The following is a 23209-nucleotide window of genomic DNA, read 5'->3' on the forward strand; positions in this document are numbered from 1 at the left end:
TTCGAGAAAATTTACAGCCTTGCAGACAGCTACTAAGGTGAATGCAGAGGTGTGAATCGCGGCTGATTCAAGGCAGCCGTATCGTGCTGAGCGGGTGCAGTGACATGCACCCGGATCTGCCTCTATTGAAGAGGCGGGAAGACGACTTCATGGGGCCCCGCAAGCCAACCCGAGGTTGTCCCCGCCTCTATTTTTTCTGCCTTACTTCAAGCCCAGCTGCGTGCGCAAAAAGTCATGCAGGCCTGCAGCGCTTTTCTTGTAGCCGTCCGCAGTCAGGTGCACCAAGTCCCCCCGGGCCAGGCCCGAAGCCTGCCAGCCGGCAATTGAGCACTGCCCCCCCATGTACGCTTGCCAGTCCCAAAACAGGGCATTGGCCTGCTTGGCCGCCTGACGCTGGATACGGATCACCTGGGCCAGTTGCTGCGGTTGGCGCGCGGCGCAGCTGCGTGCCTTGCGCTGCTTGATCGAGTCCGGCGGACCAACCAGCAGCACCACTGCCCGCGGCAGGTCCTGGCGCAGGCGCTTGAGGGTATTGCGCAGTTGCGTCTGGTACAGGGCGAGGTCAAGGGTGTCATCGAAGGCTTCGTTGGTGCCGTAGGCAAGAATCACCAGGTCCGGGCGCAGGGTCTTGAGGTTGTCCTGCCAACCAGCCTGCCACTTGTCCTGCACCTCAAGGCGCGCGCCATTGATGCCCAGCGCCGAATAGATCACCCCAGCATTCTTCTGGCCCTGGATATACCAGCCACCCAGCAGCGTGCCGGGGCGGCTGTTGAGGGTCAGGTCCAGCGGCAGGCCAAGGTTGCCGACCTGCGGGCCGAAACGCCATTGCCCAGCGGTTGCCGCCAGCATGCGCTGGTTGCGCCCGCGGCCGTCGCGCAGCACCAGGGTACTGCTCTCCCGTGCCTGGTACAGGGCCTGGACACGATAGCGCTGCGCAGTGGGTTCACGAGCCTCGATACGCACGCTGGGGTTGGCCGCCATCGGCACCGACAAGTACCCCCCGAGCGGGAACTGGGTGCTCTGCTGATTACGTGCCGACACCAGCTCCCACTGACGCTTGGCGGTTTTCAGAATGACCTGCTCATAGCGGGTGCCCGACACGGGCGTGGCGGCGATCAGGCCGATACCACCGTCGCCATAGCGCGCTTGCAACAAGCGACGCATCTCGCCGCTGAACAGGTCGGCGGCGGTGTGCGAGTCGCCAAACTGGATGATGTTGATCGGCGCGCGATTGGCGTTCTTGAACTTGCCCGCCAGCACCGCCAGGTTGCCATCGACGCGGTGGGTCGGGGCCTTGGCCGCCGAGTTGGCTGGCCTGGCCGTGGTATTGACCGCCGCCACCGGGCTACAGCCCGGCAGCGCGCAGATCAGCAGGGCCAACCCCAGAATGTTGTGCAGTCGACGCATCAGTGTCCCGTTACAGTGAGGCCGGGAAAGGCGATCATCGAGAGAATTCGTTCCGAGATCAGCTTCTGTCCGGTGGTGGTGAAATGAATGCCGTCATCGACCCGGGTCTTGATCCGCTTGCCCTGGCTGTTCTGCAAGGTATAGGAGAAGCTGTCGTCGTTGTAACCGAGCACCGGGTTGGCCGAAACGTAATGCTGTTGATACAAGCCGGTCTGCTGCTCATAGAGCCCGCTCAGGTAAGCCATGGCCGTAGACAGCTTGGGCTTTTGCATGTTCGGCGGACCGACCCAGATCACCTGCACATTGTGCGCGCGGGCCTGGTCGAGGATCGAATCGATACGCTGGCGGTAGGTGACTTCCCACTCCGGCGATTTGAAACGCAAAAACGGCTTGCCCTTGCCCTGGGGCATGTCCCAGGGGTCGTTGGGGCCGAGGAAGATTACCATCAGGCGAATGTTCGGCTCGCTTTCCAGGGTCTTGGCCACGGTCTGCGGCCAGTTGAAGAACCCAGGATAGGCCAGGCCAGTGCTCTGCCGGCTGAGATTGACGCTTTTGATCTGGTAGCGCTTGCGCAGGCTGTTGGCCAGGTGCGGGGCAACGCCCTGCATCAGCGAATCGCCAACCAGGAACACTTCATCACCGGCCGCCAGGGACACCACGGTGCCCGCTTGCAAGGGCGCCTGAGCGACCTGCGCTGCGGGCGCGGGCGCAGGTGCAACAGCAGGTGCCGCGACCTTGACTGCAGCCGGCTTGCTGACGGGGGCGAGGGCGTGGGCGGCAACCGGCAGCTTGTCCAGGTGCACCGCAACCACCTGAACCGGCGCTGGCAGTTCGACTGTGTCGCTGGCCTCAACCTTGGCCACCAGCACCGGCTCGCTACGTTTCTCCAGGCTGTCGATGAAGCTGTCGCGGGCATCGCCCAAGGCGTGGGTGAGGTTGCCACCCAGGCGCCAGGCCGGGCTCTGCCCGAGCACCGGCAATTCGCAGCTCTGGTGGTACTTCTGCTGGCAATACAGGCTGATCGAATCCTGATTCAGCCAAAACAACAACAGGGTGGTGATGACGATGGCGTACAGGGCCTTGGCCGCGCCAGTTTGCGCGGCCAGCAAACGACCGGCATTAGAAGCTTGCATAAATGAACCCCGGTACGCCCGATTGCGAAGCAAAAATGACCAAGGAAATGAACAACCCCAGCGGTATCGGATACAGCTGCCAGGGCAAGCGCGTGGTGGTTGCGAAAAACTGGCGCAGCAGCGCCAGCAACTGCGGGTAGACGGCGACATACAGCACGCTCACCAGCAACAGCAGGCCGGTGCTGGAGAACAGCCCCTGAAGGCTCAGTCCGCCGATACCGGCAAGCATCTCCATGGCTTCATCGAGGCTCGCGCTGCGAAAGAAGATCCAGGCGAAGGCCACATAGTGGAAGGTCAGCAAGCGTGCCGCCAAACCCGCGCCCGGCCAGCGCATCGGCTGCGGCAAGATGTAGGTCGAGGCCTTGTACAGCGCCAGGCCGATACCGTGCAGCGCGCCCCAGATGATGAAATTGATGCTCGCCCCGTGCCACAGGCCGGAAATCAGCATCGCCAGCAACATGTTCAGGTTGCCGCGCCACACGCCCTGGCGGTTACCACCCAGGGGGATGTAGACATAGTCGCGAATGAACAGCGACAGGCTGATGTGCCAGCGGCCCCAGAATTCCTTGAGGTTGTGCGCGGCATAAGGGGCATTGAAGTTGTCAGGCAGGCGAAAGCCCAGCAGCAAGGCGATGCCGGTGACCAGGTTGGTGTAGCCGCTGAAGTTGAAATAGATCAGGAAACTGTAGCCATACACGCTCAGCAGGATCTGCTCGGGCGAATAGCTGCCCGGGGTCTCGAACACCGGGTCGACCCACTCGCTGGCCAGCCAGGCACTGCAAAAGAACAGCTTGACCACCGCCAGGGCGATCAGGCCCAGCGCCCGTTGCGGCTCCAGCACTTCGCGGATACGGCTCGAGCGAATCTGCGCCAGCATGTGGCTGGCGCGGTTGACCGGGCCGGCAATCAGGCTGGGGAAGAACGCCAGGTACAGGGCCAGGTCAAACGCTGAGGCCGAGGGCATCTCGCGGCGGTTGATCGACACCAGGTAGCTGACCGAGTGAAAGGCATAGAACGACAGACCGATCGGCACCAGCACTTCCAGCACCGGCAGCGACACCTCCAGCCCGGCACTGGCCAGGGCGCCCTGCACGCCGCCGACAAAGAATTCCTGGTACTTGAACAGGTAGAAGCAACCCAGCACCAGCAGCAACACCAGCAAATAGCTGAAGCGCCGGCCGGGATAACGCTCACCGAGCAGGCCGAGCAGGTACACCAGGGCACTGTAGCCAAGCAGGATATACAAGGAGGTGAAGCTGAAACTGGCCACCAGGCCATAACTGGCCGCCAGCAGCAGGACGTTCTGCAGGCGAACGCTCCAGCACAGGCTCCAGTAGACGATGAAAAACAGTGTGAAGCAGAGGCCGAACTCGATCGAAAGGAAGCTCACAACGTAGTCCATTACGTGACAACAGAAATAGGAGGCTTCACCGCGAGAAACCCGCGGGGTAAAGCGGGCGCGATTATGGCAGAGAGCCACAACCCCTCACAATGCGAGCCCTGCAGAAAAATCAAGACTTCGCCGGCGGTCTTTGTGCAACAGAATGCGACGAAAGATCGCCCCTATCGATTTGCTCCCCCCGCCCCGCTCTGCTAGTGTCGCGCCGTTTACACTGCCACCGAGACAGCCGCCATGGCCCGAAAAAAAGCCTCCATTGATTTCGAGCAATCCCTCGCCGACCTGCAGGCCCTGGTCGAGCGCCTGGAGAACGGCGAGCTGTCGCTGGAAGACTCGCTGACCGCCTTCGAACAAGGCATCAGCCTGACCCGCGACTGCCAGAGCGCCCTGGCCCAGGCCGAACAGAAGGTTCAGGTATTGCTCGAGCGCGACGGAGCACTGGCCGCCGAGACGTTCGATGCGGACCAGCCAGAATGATCGGCGCATACCAGGCCAGCTGCCAGGCACGGGTCGACGCCGCCCTCGAGCAACTGTTTAGCGCCCCCTCGGTGGAGCTCAGCCGCCTGTATGAGGCCATGCGCTACAGCGTCATGAACGGCGGCAAACGGGTTCGCCCGCTGCTCGCCTATGCCGCGTGCGAAGCCCTCGGGGCCGCCCCGGAACAGGCCAACGGCGCAGCCTGCGCGGTCGAGCTGATTCACGCCTATTCGCTGGTGCACGACGATTTGCCGGCCATGGACGACGACGACCTGCGCCGCGGCCAGCCAACCACCCACAAGGCTTTTGACGAAGCTTGCGCGATTCTCGCCGGTGACGGTCTGCAGAGCCTGGCCTTCAGCGCCCTGCTTGACCCGCAACTGAGCCCGCAGCAGGACAGCATCCGCCTGGCCATGGTCCAGGCCCTGGCGCTGGCGGCCGGCCCTGCCGGCATGGTCGGCGGCCAGGCCATCGACCTGGGTTCGGTGGGCCTCAAGCTCGACCAGACGGCGCTGGAGTTCATGCACCGGCACAAGACCGGCGCGCTGATCGAGGCCAGCGTCAAGCTCGGCGCCCTGGCCAGTGCCCGCGCCGACCAGACCCAGCTCAAGGCCCTGCAAACTTATGCACAGGCCATCGGCCTGGCCTTCCAGGTCCAGGACGATATCCTCGACGTCGAAAGCGACACCCAGACCCTGGGCAAGCGCCAGGGCGCCGACATCGCCCGCGACAAGCCGACCTACCCGGCCCTGCTCGGGCTCGACGCGGCCAAGGCCTACGCCCTGGAACTGCGCGATCAGGCCCTGCATGCCCTGCGTCCGTTTGACGCGGCGGCCGAGCCGCTGCGGGAACTGGCGCGGTACATCGTCGAACGCCGTAACTAAGCAGCGCGGGTATCGCGGGGCAAGCCCGCTCCCACAGCGATCACTGTAGGAGCGGGCTTGCCCCGCGATTAGCTCAAATGGGCAGCCAACACCGCAATAAGGTAAACTGCCGCCACTTCATATCTATAACGATTCGCCTGATGCCCACGACGTTTCAAGAGATCCCCCGCGAACGCCCGGTCACGCCGCTGCTTGACCGTGCCGATACGCCTGCCGGCCTGCGCCGCCTGGCTGAAGCCGACCTGGAGAGCCTGGCCGACGAGTTGCGCCAGGAATTGCTCTACACCGTTGGTCAGACCGGCGGGCATTTCGGTGCCGGCCTGGGCGTCATCGAGCTGACGATCGCCCTGCACTACGTCTTCGATACCCCGGACGATCGTCTGGTGTGGGACGTCGGTCATCAGGCCTATCCGCACAAGATCCTCACCGGTCGCCGCCAGCGCATGCACAGCCTGCGCCAGAAGGACGGCCTGGCCGCCTTCCCACGCCGCGCCGAAAGCGAGTACGACACCTTTGGTGTCGGTCACTCCAGCACCTCGATCAGTGCTGCCCTGGGCATGGCCATCGCCGCCCGCCTGCAGAACGATCCGCGTAAATCCATTGCCGTGATCGGCGACGGCGCACTGACCGCCGGCATGGCCTTCGAGGCGTTGAACCACGCCCAGGAAGTCGACGCCGACATGCTGGTGATCCTCAACGATAACGACATGTCGATTTCGCGCAATGTCGGTGGCCTGTCCAACTACCTGGCCAAGATCCTCTCCAGCCGCACCTACTCGAGCATGCGCGAGGGCAGCAAGAAGGTTCTCTCGCGCCTGCCGGGCGCCTGGGAAATCGCCCGCCGCACCGAAGAATACGCCAAGGGCATGCTGGTACCCGGCACCCTGTTCGAAGAGCTGGGCTGGAACTACATCGGCCCGATCGATGGCCACGACCTGCCGACCCTGATCACCACCCTGCGCAACATGCGCGACCTCAAGGGGCCGCAGTTCCTGCACGTGGTGACCAAGAAGGGCAAGGGTTTCGCCCCGGCCGAAGTCGACCCGATCGGCTACCACGCGATCACCAAGCTCGAGCCTGTGGACAAACCCGCCGCCGCGCCGAAAAAAGCCGGCGGGCCAAAGTACTCCGCCGTATTCGGCCAATGGCTGTGCGACATGGCTGCGGCTGACCAGCGCCTGGTCGGCATCACCCCGGCCATGAAGGAAGGCTCCGACCTGGTGGCCTTCAGCGAGCGCTACCCGGATCGTTACTTCGACGTTGCCATTGCCGAACAGCACGCGGTAACCCTGGCGGCGGGCATGGCGTGCGAAGGTGCCAAGCCGGTGGTGGCGATCTATTCGACCTTCCTGCAGCGTGCCTACGACCAGTTGATCCACGACGTCGCGGTACAGAACCTCGACGTGCTGTTCGCCATCGACCGCGCCGGCCTGGTTGGCGAAGACGGTCCGACCCATGCGGGCAGCTTCGACCTGTCGTTCCTGCGTTGCATCCCCGGCATGCTGGTGATGACCCCGAGCGACGAGAACGAGCTGCGCAAGATGCTCAGCACCGGCCACCTGTACAACGGCCCGGCCGCCGTGCGCTACCCACGCGGCAGCGGCCCGAACGCGCCGATCGAGAACAGCCTCGAGCCGCTGGAAATCGGCAAGGGCATCGTTCGCCGCCAGGGCAGCAAGGTCGCCCTGCTGGTATTCGGTGTGCAGTTGAGCGAAGCCCTGAAGGTTGCCGAGCAGATCGACGCCACCGTGGTCGACATGCGTTTCGTCAAACCGCTGGATGAGGCGCTGGTACGTGAAATCGCCGGCAGCCACGACCTGCTGGTGACCATCGAAGAGAACGCCATCATGGGCGGCGCCGGTGCTGCGGTGAGCGAGTTCCTCGCCCGCGAAGCCGTGCTCAAGCCGGTGCTGCACCTGGGCCTGCCGGATGTGTATGTCGAACATGCCAAGCCTGCACAGATGCTCGCCGAATGCGGCCTGGATGCTGCCGGGATCGAAGCTTCGGTGCGTCAGCGGATGCAGCTGCTCGGTCTTTGAGACCTGATCGCGGGGCAAGCCCGCTCCTACAGATCATTGTAGGAGCGGGCTTGCCCCGCGATCGCAATGGAACTGCCATGAAACCCCTGCGCCTGGCCCCACTCCTGCTATTGCCGACCACCCTGCTGGCCGAGCCCATCGACCGCGAAAGCGCCCTAAAGCTGCCCAACACGCTCATCAGCGCCAACCGCCAGGTCGAAGACCGCAGCCAAACCAGCGCCGCCAACACCGTGTTCACCCGTGACGACATCGATCGCCTGCAGCCTTCCAGCGTCACTGACCTGCTGACCCGGGTACCCGGCGTTCAGGTCTCGCGCACCGGCGGGCGCGGCAGCTTGCCCGGCATTTTCATTCGCGGTACCAAGTCGGCCCAGAGCCTGGTGCTGGTCGATGGTGTGCGCATCGCCAACACCTCGTCCGGCGACAGTGGCCTGCAGTTTCTCAATATCGATCAGATCGAGCGGGTCGAAGTGTTGCGTGGTTCGCGCTCGGCGATCTACGGCAGCGATGCGATTGGCGGGGTGATCCAGATCTTTACCCGCCGAGCCAGCAAACCCGGCCTGCAACCCCGCCTGCACCTGGCCGGTGGCAGCAACAAGACCTGGCAACGTGACGTCGGCCTCTCGGGCGGCGATGAACGCACCCGCTTCAACCTCGCCGCTGGCCTGGACGAAACCGCCGGCATCAACGCCACCCGCGAATCCTTCGCCGCCAACGGCGATCACGATGCCTACCGCAACAAGAGCCTGAGCCTGAACCTCAGCCATGTCGCCAGCGACTCGCTGGAACTGGGCCTGAACTGGCTCGACAGCCGCGGCCGCAGCGAATACGACAACCTGTTCGGCGACCACAGCCAGCCCTATACCGATTTCAACCTCAGCAGCATCGGCACCTATGCCGACGCTCAGCTCAGCGATATCTGGCATTCACGCCTGGAGCTGGGCCACAGCGAGAACCGCGACACCAAGCGCGACGCATTGCAACCAGGCGGTAGCGAGTTCAACACCTACCGTGACTCGGTCAACTGGCAGAACGACCTGAGCCTCGACGAGCACAACAACCTGCTGCTCGGTGGCGATTGGTACCAGGATCGCCTGCACGCCAGCACGCCCCTGGAACAAGACAGCCGCTGGAACCGCGCCGCTTTCGTGCAACATCGCTACAAGGGCGACAGCTTCAGCAGCGAAGTGGGCGTGCGCCGCGACCAGAACCAGCAGTTCGGTAGCCAGAACAGCTGGAGCGCCAGCCTCGGCCTGCCCCTCAACGCCGACAACGACCTGCTGCTGTCCTACAGCGAAGGCTTGCGCGCACCGACCTTCAACGACCTCTACTACCCGGACTTCGGCAACCCCGACCTCAAGCCCGAACGCTCGAAAAGCTACGAGTTGCAATGGCGCAGCCAACTGAGTGAGACCACCCGGCTGGAGACCTCGCTGTACCGCACGGACCTGCGCAATGCGATCTCCCTGGGCCCCAACTTCATTCCGCACAACGTGGGCTCGGCACGCATCAACGGTTTCGAAGCCAGTCTGCATCAGGAGTGGTTCGGCTGGCAGAGCAACCTTGGCGTGGCGCTGATCGACCCGCGTGACCGCGATTCCGGGCACACTCTGGAACGCCGCGCCCGCCGCACCCTGAGCCTGGACCTGGATCGCCAGTTCGATCGCCTGGGCCTCGGCGCCAGCTGGCAGGCGGTCAGCAGCAGTTACGCCGACGCGGACAACACCAGGACGCTGGCTGGCTACGGTTTGCTTGGGTTACGCAGCAGTTGGAGCCTCAGCCGCGAGATCCGCCTGGAGCTCAAGGCCGATAACCTGCTGGATAAAACCTACAGCCGTGCGCAGTACAGCTATGGTGCAGGCTACCGCGACTACCGCGAAGAGGGCCGCACCTGGCTGCTGGGCGTCACCTGGACGCCGGCACTTTAGCCTGCAGCAGCGCACACAGCTTCGCCGTCGCTTCGATCATCTGCCCGCTGGGGCGCTCCAGGCCTTTATCCGGCACCTGCAGCAACAGACCGTCACGCACTGCCGCGACCTGCGGCCAGGCCTTCCAGGCATCGAGCTGGGGCTGATCGGCGGCGAGAATAACCTGGGGATTGCGCGCCAGTACGGTCTCAAGGTTGACCTGTGGTGCCGGCTGGGTGAGATCGGCAAACAGGTTGCGCGCGCCGCAGACGCTCAAGGCATCGGAGATGATCTGGTAACCACCGACGGTATACAGCGGCTTGTCCCAGACCTGATAGAACACCGTCAGTGGCCGCTCGCGACGGTACTGCTGGCGCAGCGCGGCAAGGCGCTGGCGCAGGGCAGCGGACAACTGCGCGCCCTGCGCCTTGCGCCCGATCCGCACGCCAATCTCGCCGACCTGGGAAACCAGGTCATCCAGCTCGTGGACCTCGACGCTGTAGAACGGGATACCAAGACGCTCAAGCTGGTCACGCTGAGCCGCCGGCACGCTGCCCGGCCAGTACAGCACCAGGTCCGGGCGCACGCTGAGCAGGCGCTCCATGTCCAGCTGGCCGTAGCGGCCAACCAACGGCACATCGCTCAATTGCGCAGGACGCTCCCTCCACTCGGCCATACCCACCAGCAGATCGCCGGCCTGCAGGTCGAGGAGGATTTCGCTGATCGAAGGCGCCAGGCTGACCACCCGCGGCGCCGCCGCCAGCGGCATGCCGAGGGCTAGCAGCAACAGCCACAGGTAGCGGCGCATCAGCCGAGCTGGCGAGGGATACGATAGAGGTAGAGCAGGACCACGCTGGAGATCGCCAGGAGAATCTGTGGCACCGCCTCAAGGCCGACGAACACCGACAGCGCGGCGACCCAGGCCGGCAGACAACCGAACAGCATGCCCAGGCGCCGGATGCGCGCCAGCTCGATCCAGGCGCCAGGCTCGTCATCACTGTTCAAGCTTTTCTGGGTGGCAATCAGCGCATGCTTGTAGGCGCCAAAGCGCGGCAGGCTGAGGAACATCGACGCCACGCCGGCGATGAACATCGGCATGGCCAGGATCGGGATCAGCGCCTGCAGGTCAGCAAAGGCCCAGGCAAACACCAGCAATGGCGCCAGCGCCACCGCCAGGTACTGCCACCAGGCCAGTTGCAGACGGCGACGCACCTCGGCGCGGGTCACGCCCGACCGGCCTCGCCCTGGTGCTCGTTGCCCATCATGTGGCCGAGCTTGCCGGCTTTGGTCGCCAGGTAGTGTTTGTTATGCGGGTTGTGGCCGGTGTGCAGCGGCACGCGCTCGGCAACCGGGATACCCATGCCGGTGAGGGCCTTGACCTTGCGCGGGTTGTTGGTCATCAGCCGCAGCGACTTGACCCCCAGGTGCTCGAGCATCGGCTGGCACATGCCATAGTCACGCTGGTCGGCGGCAAAGCCCAGGCGCTCGTTGGCTTCGACGGTATCGGCGCCGCCATCTTGCAGCTCGTAGGCGCGGATCTTGTTCAGAAGGCCAATACCACGGCCCTCCTGGCGCAGGTACAGCAGCACGCCGCGGCCTTCGCGGGCGATTGCCTGCAGGGCCGCCTCGAGTTGCGAACCGCAGTCACAGCGCTGGCTGAACAAGGCATCGCCGGTCAGGCATTCGGAATGCAGGCGCCCCAGCACCGGCTGCCCGTCGGCCACATCACCCAGGCTGAGCACGACGTGCTCGCGGCCGGTGGCTTCATCGAGAAAACCATGCATGGTGAAGGTCGCAAACGGGGTAGGCAGCTTGGAAGCGGCAACAAAAACGACGGGCACGTTGTGCTCCTGATCAGTAACTTGAAAATTGACGTGGGCCGATTGTATCAGCAGCGTGGCGCGGCTGCTTAGGCTGAATTACTGGGCAAACAGATCGAGAAGTTCGATAACGCCTAGTGGCGCTTGCCCGCCTCGTCGAATGGATATGGCTGTTGCCAGTGCGCGAAAATCGCTCGTAATTCACCACTGGCCACCAGTTTGTCCATACGCTGATCGAACAAGGCGCGCAATGCCTTGCCCTCGGCGGTGCGGCCAAAGGCCAGGTACAGCGGCAGCTCGGCCAGGTGGCTGCGGCGGAACAATTCAGGCTTGGCAGCCTGACCGAGTACATTGTCGACTTCGGTCAGGGCATCGATATAGAAGTCGACACGATCATGCTCAAGCATCGGCAGGATCCCTTCCCGGCGCTGGATCTCACGGAAATGGTCGACATTGGGCAGATAGTTCTTGTAGTCATAGCCGCGCACCCAGGCCAGGCGGTATTGGCCGAGGTTCTGCTGGCTGGGGACAGGACGGCTGGCCAGGCCCAGGGCATAGATATGATCCATATCGAAATGCCAGCGCGGGTAGAGGTTGTCGGCGTTTTCTTCGTGATAGGAGCCGACCCAGGCATCCGCTTCACCGCGTTTGACCAGGCCTACCGCGCGGCTATACGGCGCACCTTGGGTGCGGACCTTGACCCCGGCGGGTTCGAACACCTTGCGCAGCACGTCCCAGGCCAGGCCACTGCCATCGGCGTTGGTGTAGTCGAGCCACTCCTCACTGACCAGACGGACCTGGCCAGGCATCGCCAAGGGTGCCTCTGCCGCCTTGACCACACCCGCCGTCACAACCAGCAGCAACAGCAACAGCCGCCATCCCGTCATCGCCCCCGCTCCCTCAGGTGAAACTCCATACCAGGACCTGCATGCCCAGCCAGGCAAACACGCCTGCCAGCACATCGTCGAGCATGATCCCGACCCCGCCATGGACATGACGGTCAACCCAGCGAATCGGCCAGGGCTTGAGGATGTCGAAGAAACGGAACATCAAAAAGCCCGCCAGCAGCCAGAGCCAACCTTCTGGCACCAACCACAGGGTAATCCACATGCCGACCATTTCGTCCCAGACGATCCCTTCATGGTCGTGCACTTTCAGGTCATCGGCGACCTTGCCACACAACCAGACGCCGAACAGCATGGTCAGGCCGAGCATCAGCCAGTAGCCCCAGTCGGGCAGCATCTGCCACAACGGGATAAAAGGCAGAGCCACCAGCGAGCCCCAGGTTCCCGGCGCCTTGGGCAAGGTCCCGGAACCGAAGCCGAAGGCCAGGAAATGCCAGGGGTTGCGCCAGACCGACGGCGGAACGAACTCCGCAGGCACCTGTTTGGGGTGATCGGTCACGGTGTCTCCTTAAAATGTTGATAGCCCCGGATCTGCGGGGTGATGTCTTGGCCGTTATCGTCGAGCAGGCGCACGCCGCTGCCGGCACTGGCGCGCCCGACCACATGGATTGGCCAGCCGGCCGCCAGCAGGGGCGCCAGTTCGGCTTCGGGCAGGGTGAAGGCCAGGACGTAATCATCGCCCCCGGCCAGTGCCGCCTGTTGCGCGCCTTCGCGGCCGAGCAAAGCCTGCAGGGCAGCCGACAACGGCAGCCGCTCCCGCTCGACCTGCAATGCCAGGTGCGATGCCTTGGCGATATGCCCGCAATCGGCGAGCAGGCCGTCAGAAATATCCAGTGCCGCCGTAGCCTTGCCGCGCAACGCCTGGCCCAACGCCAGTTGCGGTTGCGGTGACCAGTAATGGCCAAGCAAGGGCTCGGCCTGGGCAGCATCGGCCAAGCGCTCACCCAGCACCAGCGTCAAGGCGCCAGCGGCATTGCCCAGATCGCCGCCGACGCAAAGCAGATCACCTGCCCGCGCACCGCTGCGGGTCAAGGCCTGGCCGGCCGGCACACGGCCAAACACGGTCATGGTCAGGCTCAACGGGCCACGGGTGGTGTCGCCGCCAATCAGGCTCAGCTGGCAGTTTTCAGCCATCTGGTTCAAACCACGGGCAAAGGCTTGCAGCCAGTCGGCACGAACCTCTGGCAGGGTCAGGGCAAGGGTAAAACCGATGGGCGTGGCGCCCATGGCCGCCAGGTCACTGGCCGCGACGGCCAGCGAACGCTGACCGAGCAGAAAAGGATCGCAGACAGCCGGGAAATGCACCCCGGCCACCAGCGTGTCGGTGGAGATCGCCAGCTGTTCGCCCGGCGGCACGCTGAGCAAGGCGCAATCATCGCCAATGCCCAGCGCCACGCCTTCACCGCCTTGCGCACAGGACGCGGCGGCGAAGTAATGACGGATCAGCTCGAACTCACCCATTGGCACAGAGCGCCGGAATCAGCGCTTGAACGCCTTGACTTCGGCTTCACGCAGGCGTGGTGCCAGCTTGTCGAGCACGCCGTTGACGAACTTGTGGCCGTCGGTGGCGCCAAACACTTTGGCCAGCTCCACACCTTCGTTGATCACGACGCGGTACGGGACATCAACGCGCATCATGAACTCCCAGGTGGACAGGCGCAGCACCGCCAGTTCAACCGGATCGAGCTCTTCAAGGGCCAGGTCCAGGCACGGCTTCAGTGCTTCGTCGATTTCGACTTTCTTCGCAGGAACCCCGTGGAGGATTTCGCGGAAGTAAGCGCCGTCGACATCGGTGAAATCGTTATCGACCCGGAACTGCGCTTCGATCTCATTCAGCGACTGCTTGGCCATGTGCCATTGGTACAGGGCCTGAGTCGCGAGCTGACGGGCTTCGCGACGCTTGGCGCTTTTCGATGGCTTGCCGGCATCCGCAGGTTTTGGATCGCGCGGGTTGAAACGATCGCTTTCGTCGCTAATCACTTGGCCTCCAACTGCGCCAGCAGGCTGACCATTTCCAGAGCGGACAGGGCAGCTTCGGCGCCCTTGTTGCCGGCCTTGGTGCCGGAACGCTCAATGGCCTGTTCGATCGAGTCGACGGTCAGGACACCGAAGGAGACCGGCACGCCGAACTCCATGGACACCTGGGCCAAGCCCTTGGTGCATTCGCCCGCAACATATTCAAAGTGCGGGGTACCGCCACGGATCACTGCGCCCAGGGCGATGATCGCGGCATATTCGCTTTGCTGGGCGACTTTCTGTGCCACCAGCGGGATTTCGAAGGCACCCGGGGCACGGATGATGGTGATGTCGCTTTCGTTCACACCGTGGCGAACCAGGGCGTCAACGGCACCGCTCACCAGGCTTTCGACGACGAAGCTGTTGAAGCGGCCAACCACCAAAGCATAGCGACCTTTGGGGGCGATGAAGGTACCTTCGATGGTCTTCAGGGTCATTCCGGAGTTCTCATCTTAAAGAGCCAGGCCGCAAACGGGCGGCCTGTGGGGGTTTGGGACACGAATGGCAGCGCGACAAACCGCATGCTTTATTCGGAGGGCACGTATTCTACAACTTCCAGATCGAATCCGGATATCGCATTGAACTTCATTGGCGAACTCATCAGGCGCATTTTGCGCACGCCGAGGTCACGCAGGATCTGCGAACCGGCACCAACGGTGCTGTAGGTGGTCGGGGTTTTCGCCTGCGACGCAGCATCGGCGCTCTCACGAATGTGCGCCAGCAGCACGTCGCCATCGAGCGGGTGACCGAGCAGCAGCACCACACCGCTGCCAGCGTCTGCAACGGCGCTCATGGCCGCGCGCAGGCTCCAGCGACCCGGTTGCTTGACCATCAGCAGGTCGCGCAGCGGGTCCATGTTGTGCACCCGTACCAGGGTCGGTTCTTCGGCGCAGATATTGCCCAGGGTCAGCGCCATGTGCACGTCGCCTTCGACCGAATCACGGTAGGTGACCAGGTTGAAATGCCCCAGTTCGCTGTCCAGCGGCTGCTCGGAAACCCGCTGAACGGTACGTTCGTGGATCATCCGGTAGTGGATCAGGTCGGCGATGGTGCCGATCTTGATGTTGTGTTCGGCGGCGAAGGTTTCCAGTTCGGCGCGACGGGACATGGTGCCGTCGTCGTTCATCACCTCGCAGATCACCCCGCTCGGCTCGAAACCGGCCATGCGCGCCAGGTCGCAGGCAGCTTCGGTGTGGCCGGCACGGGCCAGGGTACCGCCCGGCTGGGCCATCAGCGGAAAGATGTGGCCAGGGCTGACGATGTCTTCGGCCTTGGCATCACGGGCGGCGGCCGCCTGCACGGTGCGTGCGCGGTCGGCAGCGGAGATGCCGGTGGTAACCCCGGTGGCGGCCTCGATCGACACGGTGAACTTGGTGCCGAAGCCCGAGCCATTGCGCGGCGCCATCAGCGGCAGCTTGAGCGATTCGCAGCGCTCGCGCGACATCGGCATGCAGATCAGGCCGCGGGCGTGCTTGGCCATGAAGTTGATGTGTTCGGCCTTGCAGCACTCGGCGGCCATGATCAGGTCGCCTTCGTTCTCGCGGTCTTCGTCATCCATGAGGATGACCATTTTGCCCTGGCGGATGTCTTCGACCAGTTCTTCGATACTGTTGAGCGCCACTGGGCACCCCCTTTCAAATCAGGATTTCAGGTAGCCGTTGGCGGCCAGGAAACTTTCGGTGATACCGCTGCCTTTGCTCGGCTCGGCGGCCTTGTCACCCAGCAGCAGACGCTCCAGGTAACGTGCCAGCAGGTCGACCTCAAGGTTCACCCGACGACCTGGACGGTAGTCGGCCATGATGGTTTCGGCCAGGGTGTGCGGGACGATGGTCAGCTCGAACTCGGCGCCATCGACGACGTTCACCGTCAGGCTGGTACCGTCGACGGTGATCGAGCCCTTGTGGGCAATGTACTTGGCCAGCTCTTTGGGGGCACGAATGCGGAACTGGATGGCGCGGGCGTTATCGCTGCGCGACACCACTTCGCCAACGCCGTCGACATGGCCGCTGACCAGGTGACCGCCCAGGCGGGTGGTCGGCGTCAGGGCCTTTTCCAGGTTGACCCGGCTGCCGCTTTTGAGCTCGTTGAAGGCGGTGCAGTCGAGGGTTTCGCGGCTGACGTCGGCCCAGAAGCCATCGCCAGGCAGCTCGACCGCGGTCAGGCACACGCCGTTGACGGCGATGCTGTCGCCCAGCTTGACGTCGCCCAGGTCGAGCTTGCCGGTTTCGACATACACCCGCACGTCACCGCCTTTGGGGGTCAGGGAACGGATGCTGCCAATCGATTCGATGATGCCGGTGAACATGGAGTCCTCCTCGAGAACAGGGCTGCGCGGGGCGCTAGCCGCAAATTATACGCCGGGCGCGGGCTTCGGCACGGCCGTGACTCGCCAGTCATCGCCTACCGCGCGCATTTCGGTGATCTGCAAATAGGGCGCCTGGCTCATGGTTTCCAGTGGCCAGTCGAGTAACGGCCGGGCACTGGAGCCGAGAATGCGCCCGGCGACAAAAATCTGGTACTCGTCGATCAGGCCTTGGCGGGCAAAGGCACCGACCAGGCCGGCACCGGCCTCGACCAGCACTTCATTGACCCCACGGGCTGCCAGCTCGAGCATCAATGCCGGCAAGTCGACGCGACCCTCGCTGCCGGGCAGGCGCAGCAGCTCATGGCCGGCCTGGGCATAATGCAAGTCGGCTTCGGCGGCGGTTACCACCAGGGCCGGCCCGGCTTGAAAAAATGGCGCATCGAGCGGCACACGCAAACGGCCGTCGATCAACACCCGCAGCGGCGCACGGGCCAGGGCCAGCGCGGTGGTTTGCGGGTCCAGCCCGAGCTCGTCACCGCGCACGGTCATCCGCGCGTTGTCGGCCAGTACGCTTTCGGCGCTGGTCAGCACCACGCTTGAGCGCGCACGCAAGCGCTGCACCGCCGAGCGCGCCGCCGGGCCGGTAATCCACTGGCTCTCGCCACTGGCCATGGCCGTGCGCCCGTCCAGGCTCATCGCAAGCTTGGCCCGCACGAACGGCAGGCCGTGCTCCATGCGCTTGAGAAAGCCCGGGTTCAAAGTGCGGGCCTCGGCTTCGAGCACACCGCTGGCAACCTCGATACCCGCATCAGCCAGGCGCTTGAGGCCTTGGCCGGCAACCTGCGGATTAGGATCCTGCATGGCCGCCACCACCCGCGCCACGCCGGCCTTGACCAGCGCCTCGGCACAGGGCGGCGTGCGCCCGTGGTGGCTGCACGGTTCAAGGGTGACGTACGCACAAGCGCCGCGGGCCAGCTCGCCGGCCTGGCGCAACGCGTGTACTTCGGCATGGGGTTCGCCGGCACGCACGTGCCAGCCTTCGCCGACGACCTGGCCATCACGGACGATCACACAACCGACGCGCGGGTTCGGGTGGGTGGAGTACAGGCCCTTGCGGGCCAACTCGATGGCCCGGGCCATGTAGTGCGCATCAAGCACCGCGCGTTCGCTGGACATGCTCACTCTTTAGCCGGCACACGGGCCAGGCGGTCGATTTCTTCACGGAACTCGTTGAGGTCCTGGAAACGCCGGTACACCGAGGCGAAACGGATATAGGCGACTTCATCGAGCTTCTGCAGCTCGGCCATGACCAGCTCGCCGACGACCAGCGACTTGATCTCGCGCTCGCCGGTGGCCCGCAACTTGTGCTTGATATGCGCCAGCGCCGCTTCCAGGCGCTCGACACTGACCGGGCGTTTTTCCAGGGCGCGCTGCATACCCGCGCGCAGTTTTTCCTCGTCGAAAGGCTGGCGGCTGCCGTCCTGCTTGATCAGCCGGGGCAGAACCAGTTCGGCGGTTTCGAAGGTGGTGAAGCGCTCACCGCAGGCAACGCATTCGCGCCGACGGCGCACTTGCTCGCCCTCGGCAACCAGTCGCGAGTCGATGACCTTGGTGTCGTTGGCACCGCAGAAGGGACAGTGCATGGTGGCAGGCAACAAAAAAAGGGAGGGCCATGGTAGCGCATCCCACTGGCAAGACAAGCCAAAGGGGTTACCATCCAGTGAGGAAATATGCCGCGAAGGAATTCCCCATGCCATTAAGAGCGCTTGTCGTGCTCAGTTTTGCTGCCGTGCTGGCCGCGTGCAGCAGCGATAAACCCAAGCCTGCAGCGGCGCCCAAAGCCCCTGTAGCAAGCAAACCGGCCAAAGAATTCGGGCCTTTGCCGGCCTATCAGCGCGAGCTGAGCGGGACCTTGCTCAATATTCCGGTGGGCGCCGAAGTCGAATTGGCCCTGCTGGTGATCGATGAACGGGGGCGCCCGCAAGGCCTGCTGGCCAGCAGCACGCTCAGCGGCAATGGCCTGGACCTGCCGTTTCGCCTGCGCTTCAACCCCGAGGCCTTCCCGGCCGGTGCGCGGGTCGAACTGCGTGGCCGCGCGAGCAAATCCGGGCAACTGATTTTGCACCTGCCGCCGCTGCGTATCGCCCAGGCCCAAACCCAGGCCACTGGCCCGTTACGCTTCGAAAAGGCGCCATGATGGCGCCGGCGCCGCTGCAACTGGCCTTGAGTGAACTGCTGGGTGACGCGCAACTGGTGGTCAGTGAACTGCCCGAGTGCGCGCTCAAGTTGTGGTTGATCGATGCCCAGAACATGGACCGCGCCTTCAGCTCCGAAGAAACCCGGCGCATCCTCCACGAGCCGCCGTACTGGAGCTTCTGCTGGGCCAGCGGCCTGGCCATGGCGCGCTACCTGGACCAGCATCGGCACTGGGTCGAGGGTAAGCGGGTACTGGACTTTGGCGCAGGCTCCGGCATTGCTGGCATTGCCGCAGCCAAGGCCGGCGCGCGTGAAGTGGTCGCCTGCGATCTCGATCCACTGGCGCTGCAGGCCTGCCGGGCCAATGCCGCGCTCAACGAAGTGGAACTGAACTATTCCAGCGACTTCTTCCAGGAAGCCGACCGTTTTGACCTGATCCTGGTCGCCGACGTGCTCTACGACCGCGCCAACCTGCCGCTGCTGGATGAATTCCTCAGCCGTGGCCAGCAGGCCCTGGTGGCCGACTCACGGGTACGGGACTTCAGCCATCCGCTGTACCAGTCGCTGGGGGTGCTCGATGCCCTGACCTTGCCGGACCTGGCCGAGCCCCACGAATTCCGCCGGGTCAGCCTGTACCACGCCAGCCGCCAGCCTTTATAGTGATGCCATTCACGGATTTTCGAGAGTCGCGATGAACCCTGCCACCCCGTACATTTTCGACGCCACTGCCGCCGATTTCGATCAGTCGGTGATCCAGAACTCTTTCCACAAACCGGTGCTGGTCGACTTCTGGGCCGAGTGGTGCGCGCCGTGCAAGGCGCTGATGCCGCTGCTGGCGCAGATCACCGAGAGCTACCAGGGCGAACTGCTGCTGGCCAAGGTCAACTGCGATATCGAGCAGGACATCGTCGCCCGCTTCGGCATCCGCAGCCTGCCGACCGTAGTGCTGTTCAAGGATGGCCAGCCGGTGGACGGCTTTGCCGGCGCCCAACCGGAGTCGGCGATTCGCGCCCTGCTCGAACCCCACGTAAAACTGCCGCCACCCGCTGCCGCCGACCCGCTGGAACAGGCCCAGGCACTGTTTGCCGAAGGGCGCTTCAGCGAAGCCGAGAGCACCCTCAAGGCACTGCTCACTGAAGACAACAGCAATGCCGGCGCGCTGATCCTCTACGCCCGTTGCCTGGCTGAGCGGGGCGAGCTGGGTGAAGCGCAGATCGTGCTCGACGCAGTCAAGAGCGATGAGCACAAGGCCGCCCTCGCCGGCGCCAAGGCGCAACTGACCTTCCTGGGCCTGGCCGCCAATTTGCCGGAAGTCGCCGACCTGAAAGCGCGCCTGGCGCAGAATGGCGAAGATGATGAAGCCGCGTACCAGTTGTGCATCCAGCAGTTGTCGCGCCAGCAATACGAGGCGGCGCTGGAAGGCTTGCTCAAGCTGTTCAAGCGCAACCGTGGCTATGACAGCGGGCTGCCGCACAAGACCTTGCTGCAGGTGTTCGACCTGCTGGGTAATGACCATCCGCTGGTCGGCACCTACCGCCGCAAGTTGTTTGCGGCCTTGTATTGAGCTGATCGCGGGGCAAGCCCGCTCCTACTGATCTTGTAGGAGCGGGCTTGCCCCGCGATACCCCTGTCACCCCAGCCAGTGATAAACCGGCGCATCCGCCCCGCTTTCCACCTTCACCTCGGCACTGTGGCGCAGACGCACCAGCAGCCGCTTGCCCGCCGCAGTATTGCCCGCCAACCCTTCCAGATGCTCAAGCAACTCCGGCCCGTTGAGCTGCCCGGCCTTGCGCAGCACCTCGCGCGCCGCCTGCCATAGCGCATCATCCGGCCGCGCCGCTGCCACGGGAGCGGTAGCCAGCGCTGGCGCTGGCGCCACAGCAGCCAACTGACCGCCCAGTTGCGCCCATTCCGCCGGGTCCAGCTCCAGGGTCAGGTCTACCGGCCAGTCGCCGATGTGTCCGCGAATTCGCATGGGGTTGTCCTTGTGCGCAATCAATGGGCCCATGCTCCCACGCCAACGCCTCATCGCCAAGCACACTGGCGCGCGCCGAACAAGTTGTTATAACATTACCAAATCCATCCAGTGCCTCCGCGGAGTCCATCCATGCGTCGTCTGTTGCTTGCCTTGCCGTTTGCCTTGTTGCCCCTGGCCGTCGCTCATGCCCACGACGATCACGACCATGATCATGACCACGCCCATGGCAGCCTCGCCGCCCATGAGCACGGCGTCGCCCGCCTGAATGTGGTACTGGACGACAGGACCCTGGAGCTGGAGCTGGACAGCCCGGCGATGAACCTGGTGGGCTTTGAGCACCCGGCCACCAGCGTCGCCGACAAGGCCAAGGTCGCGAGCGTGCGCACACAATTGGAAAAACCATTGGCCCTGTTCGGCCTGGCCAAGGCGGCCAACTGCAGCGAAAGTGATCAGGCGCTGGAAAGCCCGCTGTTCGGCGACAAACCGGCAGCCGATGACGATGGTGACGAGCACGAAGGCCATGACCACAGTGAAATCCATGCCCATTACCGGCTGGCCTGCGACAATCCTGGCGAGCTCAAGAGCCTCGACCTGAGCCCGTTGTTCAAGGCCTTCCCTGCCACCCAGAAAATTGCGCTACAACTGATCGGACCGAACGGCCAGCAAGGAGTCGAAGCGACCCCGGCCAAGGCCACGATCAACTTCTGATAGCCCTTTTGCAGCGAAACGCCCGGGGTAACCCGGGCGTTCATTTATGAGCCAGGCACTGATTGAACTGACCGACCTGGGCTTTGCCTGGCCGGGCCAAGCCCCCTTGCTGGATATTCCCGCCCTGCGCCTGGACGCTGGCGAATCGCTGTTTCTCAAAGGCCCCAGCGGCAGCGGCAAGACCACCCTGCTCGGCCTGCTCGGTGGCGTGCAAAAACCCGATCGCGGCAGCATCCGCCTGCTCGGCCAGGACTTGAGCGAATTGACGCTGGCCGCCCGCGACCGCTTCCGGGTCGATCACACCGGCTACATTTTCCAACAGTTCAACCTGCTGCCGTTTCTCTCGGTACGGGAGAACGTCGAACTGCCCTGTCGCTTCTCGCGCAGCCGCGCGCAACGCGCCGCCGAGCGCCACGGCAGCATCGACCAGGCCGCCGCCAGCCTGCTCGCTCATCTGGGCTTGAAGGACCCGGCGCTGCTCGCGCGCCGTGCCGACAGCCTGTCGATCGGCCAACAGCAGCGTGTCGCCGCCGCCCGGGCGTTGATCGGCCAGCCGGAACTGGTGATCGCCGACGAGCCGACGTCCGCCCTCGATGCCGACACCCGTGAAGCCTTCATCCGCCTGCTGTTCGCCGAGTGCCGTGCGGCCGGCTCCAGCCTGCTGTTCGTCAGCCACGACCAGAGCCTGGCGCCATTGTTCGACCGTCAGTTGTCCCTTGCCGAACTCAACCGCGCGGCCCAGCCGGGCAACGACCTGGAGGCCTGATGTACCTGCTCCGCCTTGCCCTGGCCAGCCTGGCCAACCGCCGCTTCACCGCGTTTTTGACCGCCTTCGCCATTGCCCTGTCAGTCTGCCTGCTGCTGGCGGTCGAGCGGGTGCGCACCGAAGCCCGCGCCAGCTTTGCCAGCACCATCAGCGGCACCGACCTGATCGTCGGCGCCCGTTCAGGTTCGGTGAACCTGCTGCTGTACTCGGTGTTTCGCATCGGCAACGCCACCAACAACATCCGCTGGGAGAGCTTCGAGCACTACGCCAGCGACAAACGGGTGAAGTGGGCCATCCCCATCTCCCTGGGCGATTCGCACCGCGGCTACCGGGTAATGGGGACCGACGCGCGCTACTTCGAGCACTACCAGTACGGCCGCAAGCAGAACCTGCAACTGGCCGAAGGCCGAGCCTTTGCCAGTGATCCGTTCGAGGTGGTGCTGGGTGCTGAAGTGGCCGACGCCCTGCACTACAAACTTGGCGACAAGCTGGTGCTGGCCCATGGGGTGGCGGCCATCAGCCTGGTCAAGCACGACGACAAGCCCTTCACCGTGGTCGGTGTGCTGCAACGCACCGGCACCCCGGTCGACCGTACCCTGCACATCAGCCTGGGCGGCATGCAAGCCATCCACATCGACTGGCACAACGGCATGCCGGCCCGTGGTGCCGGACGTATCAGCGCCGAGCAGGCACGCAACATGGACCTCAAGCCCGCAGCCATCACCGCCTTCATGCTGGGCCTGAACAACAAGGTGGCCACCTTCAGCCTGCAACGGGAAATCAACGACTACCGCGGCGAACCGCTGCTGGCGATCCTCCCGGGCGTAGCCCTGCAAGAGCTCTGGAGCCTGATGGGGACTGCCGAGCAGGCGCTGTTCGTGGTCTCGCTGTTTGTGGTGCTGACCGGCCTGATCGGCATGCTCACGGCGATCCTCACCAGCCTCAATGAGCGGCGCCGGGAAATGGCCATCCTGCGCTCGGTGGGCGCCCGCCCCTGGCACATTGCCGGGCTGCTGGTGCTCGAAGCGCTGGCCCTGGCGCTGGCGGGTATCGTCGCCGGGCTGGGCTTGCTGTACGCCGGCATCGCCCTGGCTCAGGGCTACGTGCAAGCCAACTACGGCCTGTTGCTGCCGCTGGCCTGGCCCAGCGCCCACGAGTGGACCCTGCTGGGCATCATTCTTGGCGCCGCCCTGCTGATGGGCAGCGTGCCGGCCTGGCGCGCCTATCGCCAGTCACTGGCCGACGGCCTGTCCATTCACCTGTGAGCAC

General features: G+C 64.3%; 26 protein-coding genes. 10 read left to right on the forward strand and 16 right to left on the reverse strand.

Going from position 1 to position 23209, the window contains the following annotated elements:
* Positions 1 to 201 precede the first annotated feature (201 nt).
* Genes NLX68_RS18720 through NLX68_RS18730 form a run of 3 tightly spaced genes read right to left on the reverse strand, consistent with a single transcriptional unit; the run spans position 202 to position 3930 of the window.
* A complete protein-coding gene (locus tag NLX68_RS18720) occupies positions 202 to 1407 on the reverse strand; it encodes an SGNH/GDSL hydrolase family protein (RefSeq protein ID WP_254285189.1) in 1206 nt (401 codons plus the stop codon).
* Positions 1407 to 2540, reverse strand: coding sequence for an SGNH family hydrolase (locus tag NLX68_RS18725; protein WP_254285190.1), 1134 nt, complete (start codon positions 2538 to 2540; stop codon positions 1407 to 1409). Before NLX68_RS18725 ends, NLX68_RS18720 begins: the two co-directional genes overlap by 1 nt.
* Positions 2527 to 3930, reverse strand: coding sequence for an MBOAT family O-acyltransferase (locus NLX68_RS18730; RefSeq protein WP_254285191.1), 1404 nt, complete (start codon positions 3928 to 3930; stop codon positions 2527 to 2529). The genes NLX68_RS18725 and NLX68_RS18730 overlap by 14 nt, the downstream gene beginning before the upstream one ends.
* Positions 3931 to 4173: 243 nt before the next feature.
* Here NLX68_RS18730 and NLX68_RS18735 point away from each other — a divergent pair, with 243 nt between their 5' ends.
* The 4 genes from NLX68_RS18735 (at position 4174) to NLX68_RS18750 (ending at position 9267) form a co-directional block, all read left to right on the forward strand.
* Complete coding sequence (locus NLX68_RS18735) at positions 4174 to 4416, forward strand: exodeoxyribonuclease VII small subunit (protein WP_254285192.1); 243 nt, start codon at positions 4174 to 4176, stop codon at positions 4414 to 4416.
* Positions 4413 to 5300 carry a (2E,6E)-farnesyl diphosphate synthase gene (ispA, locus tag NLX68_RS18740; protein ID WP_254285193.1) on the forward strand — a complete coding sequence of 296 codons (888 nt, stop codon included), beginning with the start codon at positions 4413 to 4415 and terminating at the stop codon, positions 5298 to 5300. The genes NLX68_RS18735 and ispA overlap by 4 nt, the downstream gene beginning before the upstream one ends.
* 140 nt (positions 5301 to 5440) lie before the next feature.
* Positions 5441 to 7339 carry a 1-deoxy-D-xylulose-5-phosphate synthase gene (dxs, locus tag NLX68_RS18745; protein WP_254285194.1) on the forward strand — a complete coding sequence of 633 codons (1899 nt, stop codon included), beginning with the start codon at positions 5441 to 5443 and terminating at the stop codon, positions 7337 to 7339.
* A gap of 77 nt (positions 7340 to 7416) precedes the next feature.
* Positions 7417 to 9267 carry a TonB-dependent receptor gene (locus tag NLX68_RS18750; protein WP_254285195.1) on the forward strand — a complete coding sequence of 617 codons (1851 nt, stop codon included), beginning with the start codon at positions 7417 to 7419 and terminating at the stop codon, positions 9265 to 9267.
* Here NLX68_RS18750 and NLX68_RS18755 read toward each other — a convergent pair.
* The 12 genes from NLX68_RS18755 to nrdR all read right to left on the reverse strand — a co-directional run bounded on the left by NLX68_RS18755 (position 9245) and on the right by nrdR (position 17935).
* Positions 9245 to 10054, reverse strand: a complete 810-nt coding sequence (locus tag NLX68_RS18755; protein WP_254285196.1) for a cobalamin-binding protein — start codon at positions 10052 to 10054, stop codon at positions 9245 to 9247. The genes NLX68_RS18750 and NLX68_RS18755 overlap by 23 nt on opposite strands.
* Entirely contained in the window at positions 10054 to 10473 is a 420-nt protein-coding gene (locus NLX68_RS18760; RefSeq protein WP_254285197.1) for an MFS transporter, read from the reverse strand. The genes NLX68_RS18755 and NLX68_RS18760 overlap by 1 nt, the downstream gene beginning before the upstream one ends.
* On the reverse strand, positions 10470 to 11087 hold the full coding sequence (gene ribA, locus NLX68_RS18765; protein WP_010222848.1) for a GTP cyclohydrolase II: 618 nt from the start codon (positions 11085 to 11087) through the stop codon (positions 10470 to 10472). Before ribA ends, NLX68_RS18760 begins: the two co-directional genes overlap by 4 nt.
* Before the next feature lie 113 nt (positions 11088 to 11200).
* Complete coding sequence (locus tag NLX68_RS18770) at positions 11201 to 11953, reverse strand: ABC transporter substrate-binding protein (protein WP_254285198.1); 753 nt, start codon at positions 11951 to 11953, stop codon at positions 11201 to 11203.
* A gap of 13 nt (positions 11954 to 11966) precedes the next feature.
* On the reverse strand, positions 11967 to 12470 hold the full coding sequence (locus tag NLX68_RS18775) for a phosphatidylglycerophosphatase A (RefSeq protein WP_036996998.1): 504 nt from the start codon (positions 12468 to 12470) through the stop codon (positions 11967 to 11969).
* On the reverse strand, positions 12467 to 13432 hold the full coding sequence (gene thiL / locus NLX68_RS18780) for a thiamine-phosphate kinase (protein WP_254285199.1): 966 nt from the start codon (positions 13430 to 13432) through the stop codon (positions 12467 to 12469). Before thiL ends, NLX68_RS18775 begins: the two co-directional genes overlap by 4 nt.
* Before the next feature lie 18 nt (positions 13433 to 13450).
* A complete protein-coding gene (nusB, locus tag NLX68_RS18785; RefSeq protein WP_010222843.1) occupies positions 13451 to 13951 on the reverse strand; it encodes a transcription antitermination factor NusB in 501 nt (166 codons plus the stop codon).
* A complete protein-coding gene (ribE, locus tag NLX68_RS18790) occupies positions 13948 to 14424 on the reverse strand; it encodes a 6,7-dimethyl-8-ribityllumazine synthase (protein WP_010222842.1) in 477 nt (158 codons plus the stop codon). The genes nusB and ribE overlap by 4 nt, the downstream gene beginning before the upstream one ends.
* Before the next feature lie 89 nt (positions 14425 to 14513).
* The gene (gene ribBA, locus NLX68_RS18795) at positions 14514 to 15608 is read right to left on the reverse strand and encodes a bifunctional 3,4-dihydroxy-2-butanone-4-phosphate synthase/GTP cyclohydrolase II (RefSeq protein ID WP_254285200.1); all 1095 of its coding nucleotides are present in this window, start codon (positions 15606 to 15608) and stop codon (positions 14514 to 14516) included.
* 18 nt (positions 15609 to 15626) lie between these two features.
* Positions 15627 to 16292: a riboflavin synthase gene (locus NLX68_RS18800; RefSeq protein ID WP_010222840.1), complete on the reverse strand. Its 666-nt coding sequence runs from the start codon at positions 16290 to 16292 to the stop codon at positions 15627 to 15629.
* Positions 16293 to 16337: 45 nt separating this feature from the next.
* Complete coding sequence (ribD, locus tag NLX68_RS18805; protein ID WP_254285201.1) at positions 16338 to 17468, reverse strand: bifunctional diaminohydroxyphosphoribosylaminopyrimidine deaminase/5-amino-6-(5-phosphoribosylamino)uracil reductase RibD; 1131 nt, start codon at positions 17466 to 17468, stop codon at positions 16338 to 16340.
* Between the two features lie 2 nt (positions 17469 to 17470).
* On the reverse strand, positions 17471 to 17935 hold the full coding sequence (gene nrdR / locus NLX68_RS18810; protein ID WP_010222838.1) for a transcriptional regulator NrdR: 465 nt from the start codon (positions 17933 to 17935) through the stop codon (positions 17471 to 17473).
* A gap of 107 nt (positions 17936 to 18042) precedes the next feature.
* On the opposite strand from nrdR, the gene NLX68_RS18815 reads away from it, so the two are divergent.
* From NLX68_RS18815 to trxA, 3 genes are read left to right on the forward strand one after another with little or no spacing between them, the layout of a single operon-like run.
* Positions 18043 to 18489: a hypothetical protein gene (locus NLX68_RS18815; protein WP_254285202.1), complete on the forward strand. Its 447-nt coding sequence runs from the start codon at positions 18043 to 18045 to the stop codon at positions 18487 to 18489.
* Positions 18489 to 19148, forward strand: coding sequence for a methyltransferase (locus NLX68_RS18820; RefSeq protein WP_254285203.1), 660 nt, complete (start codon positions 18489 to 18491; stop codon positions 19146 to 19148). Before NLX68_RS18815 ends, NLX68_RS18820 begins: the two co-directional genes overlap by 1 nt.
* A gap of 31 nt (positions 19149 to 19179) precedes the next feature.
* The gene (trxA, locus tag NLX68_RS18825) at positions 19180 to 20052 is read left to right on the forward strand and encodes a thioredoxin (RefSeq protein WP_254285204.1); all 873 of its coding nucleotides are present in this window, start codon (positions 19180 to 19182) and stop codon (positions 20050 to 20052) included.
* Between the two features lie 66 nt (positions 20053 to 20118).
* On the opposite strand, the gene NLX68_RS18830 is transcribed toward trxA, so the two are convergent.
* Positions 20119 to 20463: a hypothetical protein gene (locus NLX68_RS18830; RefSeq protein WP_010222834.1), complete on the reverse strand. Its 345-nt coding sequence runs from the start codon at positions 20461 to 20463 to the stop codon at positions 20119 to 20121.
* Positions 20464 to 20595: 132 nt separating this feature from the next.
* Between NLX68_RS18830 and NLX68_RS18835 the strand changes: the two genes are divergently transcribed.
* The 3 genes from NLX68_RS18835 to NLX68_RS18845 are packed head-to-tail and all read left to right on the forward strand — an operon-like array spanning position 20596 to position 23205.
* Positions 20596 to 21174, forward strand: coding sequence for a DUF2796 domain-containing protein (locus NLX68_RS18835; protein ID WP_100782792.1), 579 nt, complete (start codon positions 20596 to 20598; stop codon positions 21172 to 21174).
* A 46-nt stretch (positions 21175 to 21220) separates the two neighbouring features.
* Complete coding sequence (locus tag NLX68_RS18840; RefSeq protein ID WP_254285205.1) at positions 21221 to 21940, forward strand: ABC transporter ATP-binding protein; 720 nt, start codon at positions 21221 to 21223, stop codon at positions 21938 to 21940.
* On the forward strand, positions 21940 to 23205 hold the full coding sequence (locus NLX68_RS18845; protein WP_254285206.1) for an ABC transporter permease: 1266 nt from the start codon (positions 21940 to 21942) through the stop codon (positions 23203 to 23205). The genes NLX68_RS18840 and NLX68_RS18845 overlap by 1 nt, the downstream gene beginning before the upstream one ends.
* The last annotated feature ends 4 nt before the right edge of the window (positions 23206 to 23209 follow it).

Origin of the sequence: Pseudomonas sp. SBB6, assembly GCF_024213215.1 — a bacterium.
Taxonomy (GTDB): Bacteria; Pseudomonadota; Gammaproteobacteria; order Pseudomonadales; family Pseudomonadaceae; genus Aquipseudomonas; species Aquipseudomonas donghuensis.